This is a genomic window from Variovorax sp. 20P10.2.4, assembly GCF_058244205.1.
The window spans coordinates 1-4,492 of sequence record NZ_JBZAYE010000597.1 but is presented as its reverse complement, the minus strand read 5'-3'; the positions used below and the strand labels follow the sequence as shown (position 1 = coordinate 4,492).

General features: G+C 71.4%; 5 protein-coding genes. 3 read left to right on the top strand and 2 right to left on the bottom strand.

The window, feature by feature from the left end; genetic code table 11:
• From AC27VN_RS33825 to AC27VN_RS33815, 3 genes are all read left to right on the top strand, one after another.
• Positions 1-328 (top strand): sensor histidine kinase (locus AC27VN_RS33825; protein WP_490879401.1); only part of this gene is annotated, 328 nt, incomplete at its 5' end.
• A gap of 115 nt (positions 329-443) precedes the next feature.
• A complete protein-coding gene (locus AC27VN_RS33820; protein ID WP_093341427.1) occupies positions 444-1,919 on the top strand; it encodes a DegQ family serine endoprotease in 1,476 nt (491 codons plus the stop codon).
• A 34-nt stretch (positions 1,920-1,953) separates the two neighbouring features.
• Positions 1,954-2,310: a hypothetical protein gene (locus AC27VN_RS33815; RefSeq protein ID WP_093341428.1), complete on the top strand. Its 357-nt coding sequence runs from the start codon at positions 1,954-1,956 to the stop codon at positions 2,308-2,310.
• A gap of 15 nt (positions 2,311-2,325) precedes the next feature.
• On the opposite strand, the gene AC27VN_RS33810 is transcribed toward AC27VN_RS33815, so the two are convergent.
• Positions 2,326-4,293, bottom strand: a complete 1,968-nt coding sequence (locus AC27VN_RS33810; RefSeq protein ID WP_490879400.1) for a sensor histidine kinase — start codon at positions 4,291-4,293, stop codon at positions 2,326-2,328.
• Positions 4,235-4,492, bottom strand: a 258-nt coding sequence (locus tag AC27VN_RS33805; RefSeq protein ID WP_490879399.1) for a response regulator transcription factor, incomplete at its 5' end; no start/stop codon positions are given. The genes AC27VN_RS33810 and AC27VN_RS33805, both read right to left, overlap by 59 nt.

Genomic DNA, 4,492 nt, shown 5'->3' with positions numbered 1-4,492 from the left:
CGAGGCGCTGCGCATGCTGCTGCGCAACCTGCTCGAGAACGCCGTGAAGTACACGCCCGAGGACGGCCGCGTCGACATCGCGATCGCGCGCCAGGGCGAGGCGGTCGAGCTCAGCGTCGACGACAGCGGCCCGGGCCTGCCGCCCACCGAGCGCGAGCGCGTGCTCGACCGCTTCTACCGCTCGGGCGAGCCGCAGGCGCCGGGCAGCGGGCTCGGCCTCTCGATCGTCAAGTCGATCGCCGAGCTGCATGGCGCGAGCGTGGCGCTCGATGCCTCGCCGAGCCTGGGCGGGCTGCGGGTGGTGGTGCGCTTTCCTCGGCACGCCTGACACCGCGGCCGCGCCCGGCCGGATCGTTCAAGCGGCGTTTAAGCGGCGCTTAAGCGAGCGCAACGACATTCCTTCCATCGCATCAGCGTCACGACGCAATGAAAGGAACCGATCCATGAACACCCGACTGACTTCGCCCCGCGCCTTGGTCCTGGCCCTGGCCACCGCGGGCGTGATCGGCGCCGTCGGCGCCGGCGCCTACACCAGCGCGCGCGCCGTGGGCACGCCCACCAACGCCACCGCGACCGCGCCGGCCGCCATGGTCACGCTGCCCGACTTCTCGACCATCACCGCGCGCGACGGCGCGGCCGTGGTCAACATCAGCGTCACCGGCACCATGAAGGCCTCGGACGACGAGGAGGCCGCGCAGATCCAGGGCATCGATCCCGACGATCCGATGTTCCAGTTCTTCCGCCGCTTCCAGGGCCAGATCAACCCGCGCGGCCAGCAGCAGCGCGACGTGCCGGTGCGGGCCCAGGGCTCGGGCTTCATCGTCGATGCCAACGGCATCATCCTGACCAACGCCCACGTGGTGAAGGACGCGAAGGAAGTCACCGTCAAGCTCACCGACCGCCGCGAGTACCGCGCCAAGGTGCTGGGCGCCGATGCCAAGACCGACATCGCGGTGCTCAAGATCGACGCCAAGAACCTGCCGGTGCTCGCGCTGGGCAACACCAAGGACCTGAAGGTCGGCGAATGGGTGCTGGCCATCGGCTCGCCGTTCGGCTTCGAGAACACCGTGACGGCCGGCGTGGTCAGCGCCAAGGGCCGCACGCTGCCCGACGACAGCTACGTGCCCTTCATCCAGACCGACGTGGCGGTGAACCCCGGCAATTCGGGCGGCCCGCTGCTCAACACGCGCGGCGAGGTGGTCGGCATCAACTCGCAGATCTACAGCCGCAGCGGCGGCTACCAGGGCGTGTCGTTCTCGATCCCGATCGACGTGGCGGTGCAGGTCAAGGACCAGATCGTCGCGACCGGCAAGGCGGTGCACGGCCGCCTCGGCGTGGCGGTGCAGGAAGTGAACCAGGCCTTCGCCGATTCCTTCAAGCTCGACAAGCCCGAGGGCGCGCTGGTCTCGAACATCGAGAAGGGCGGCCCCGGCGACAAGGCGGGCCTGAAGGCCGGCGACGTGATCCGCAAGGTCGGCGACCAGCCCATCGTGTCCTCGGGCGACCTGCCCGCGGTGATCGGCCAGCAGGCGCCCGGCACCAAGGTCACGCTCGAGGTGTGGCGCCAGGGCGAGCGCCAGGAGCTGACGGCGAAGCTCGGCGATGCCAGCGACAAGCCGGCCCAGGTCGCGAAGGCCGACAAGGCCACCGGCCAGGGCAAGCTGGGCCTGGCGTTGCGTCCGCTGCAGCCCGACGAGAAGCGCGAGGCCGCGGTCGAGACCGGCCTGCTGATCGAGGACGCGGCCGGCCCGTCGGCGATGGCTGGCGTGCAGGCCGGCGACGTGCTGCTGGCGATCAACGGCACGCCTGCGAAGACCGTGGAGCAGGTGCGCGAGGTGGTCGCGAAGGCCGACAAGTCGGTGGCGCTGCTGATCCAGCGCGGCGACGACAAGATCTTCGTGCCGGTGCGCATCGGCTGACCGCCCCGGGCCGGACCCCGACGCGCGACGACCGATGAAGCCGCCGCACCGACGGTCTTCGGCCCCGCAGGCCGAACGCCTCGACCCTGCCGACAGCGCCGCCAACGGGCTGTCGGCCCACATCCTGCCGACCTCCGCCACCATGATCGGCGTGTGCATGACCGTGATGTCCATCGGGCACCTCGGTCCGCGCGACGATCTGCGGCTGGTGATCGATCGGCTGCTCGCGGTCGACGCGCTGGTCTTCCTGGCCAGCGCGTTGCTGTCGTTCATCTCGATGCGCATGCGGCGCTCGGGCGCGCGGCTCGAGGCCTGGGGCGAAGTGGTGTTCATCGCGGGGCTGGCGCTGCTGGCGCTCGGTGCCGTGGCGCTGACTTTCGCCTTGCGTTGAGCCCAGCGCCCGTGTTCAGTGCTGCGGGCAGTCGATCGCGCCCGGCCACTCGAGCGTGATGCGCGTGCCGCCGGCGCTGTTCTCTTCCTGCTCGACCGCCGCGATCTCCAGCCGCGCGCCGATGCTCAGCGCGCGCGCCCGCATGTTCGCGATGCCGTGGCCCTTCGTCTTCGGCGCTGCGCCCGCGGGCTGCAAGCCGACGCCGTCGTCCGTCAGCACGATGTGCACGCGCGGCGGCTGCGCCTCGGCCTGCCAGCGCGCATGCAGCACGATGCGCGTGGCGCGCGCATGCTTGAGCACGTTGGTGAAGGCCTCGAGCAGGATGCGCTGCAGCTGCAGCGCGGCCTGGGCCGAGAACGGCGCCACCGGCGGGATCACGCCCACGTCCCACACCAGCGCGATGCCGGCCGCGTCAAGCCGCGGCTGCAGCCGGTAGCGCAGGGTGGCGAGCACGGTGGCGAGGTCGTCGTGCGTGGGCTGCAGCGAGTCGACCGCCATGCGCATCTCGTCGAGCGCGAGCTTCACGTGCTCCTCGACCACCGCGCGGTCGGGCGCGGGCTGGGTCACGACGTTGAGCAGGCCCACGAGCTGTGAGCCGACGCCGTCGTGGATCTCGCGCATGATGCGCTGCCGCTCGAGCAGCACGGCCTGTTCCTGCTGCTGCAGCCGCAGCGCATCGAAGGCCACGCGCAGCTGCCCCTCGCGCTCGGCCACGCGCTCGGCCAGGGTGGCGTTGAGCGCGCCGTAGTCGGCCACGGTGCGGCTGTAGCGGTCGACCACCAGGCCCGCGAGGATCAGCACGAAGAAGAACATCGCGCGCGGCGTCTGCGAAGTGTCGGAGCCGCCGAAAAAGCCCATGCGCACCAGCAGCAGGTCGTGCATGCCCGCGAGGATCGCGAGCACGCCTGCCAGTAGCAGCACCATGGCGATCGTGCGGCGCTCGACCCAGGCGCTGCGCGCCACCACCGGCAGGCAGGCCACGCCCGTGAGGTTCAGCAGCACCAGGCCGGCGGTCCACAGCGCCGGCCAGGCCAGCACGAAGGAGGCGATGGCGCTCGCGACCGCGATGCTCATCGCCGCGTAGAGCGCGCGCACCAGCCCCGCCGGGCCGCGCTGCAGCACCAGCAGCACGAAGCGCGTGATGAGCCCGATGTGCAGCGCATAGCAGACCGCGATCACCACGCCCCAGAGCGGCCAGGGCAGGTTCATGTCGGGCCGCACCCGGTCGACGTTGTGCGGCAGGCCCGAGAGCGCGGCGAGCGCGAAGCAGCCATAGAGCGCCTCGCGCTGGCGCAGCCAGAGCGCGCCCGACAGGCAGCCCATCAGCGCGAGGATGGCCGCATTGGCGATCACCGAGGTGTGGCGCCAGCGCTGGTAGACGCGGTAGCGCGGCAGCAGCTCGCGCTCGGTGCCGTACTGCAGCGTGGCCAGCGCCGCGCCGCGCTGGCGCTGGACGGTGGTGCGGATCACCAGTTCCTGCGCCGCGCCCGTGCGCTGCAGCGAGGCGGCCACCGGCACGAAGGGCGTGCCCTTGGTGTCGTAGGACGGATCGCCCAGCGTGCCGAAGCCCGCGAGCGGCGTGCCGTTGAACTCGATCGCGACCTGGTTGCCCACGCCCGCGAACAGCAGCGCGGCCGGTTCGCTCGCGGGCGCCGCCGCGGCGGGCAGGGCGATGCGGTAGATGGCCTTGCCGCCGCGGCCCGGAAAGGCCTGGTCCCAGCGGAACGGCAGCTGCACCCGGCGCTCCTCGGCGGGCAGGCCGTCGGGCTCGAGGCGGGCCTCGGCGCTGGTGACGGTGTAAGGCGTGGCGGTGCCGCCGCCGGTATTGCTGGCGGCGGCCGGACCGGCGATCAGCAGCAGCGCGGCGACCAGGGCGAACAGGAAGCGCAGATCGGAAGAAGAGGCAGTGGCGGCGGAAGGATGCTCAGGGCAGCCAGCCCAGGTTGCGCGCCTCGAACACGGCTTCGGACTTGTTGTGGACATCCAGCTTGCCGTAGATATTGCGGATATGGGTTTGGACGGTCGAAGCCGAGACTCCCATCTGCGCGCCGACTTCGGCATAGGTGAAACCACGGGAAACGAGGTCCAGCACCTCCGATTCGCGCGGCGACAACCGCACCGGCGGCGTGCGCGGGAGCGCCGAGGATGCCATGGCCGAGCCGATCGTGCCCTGGGCCAGTCC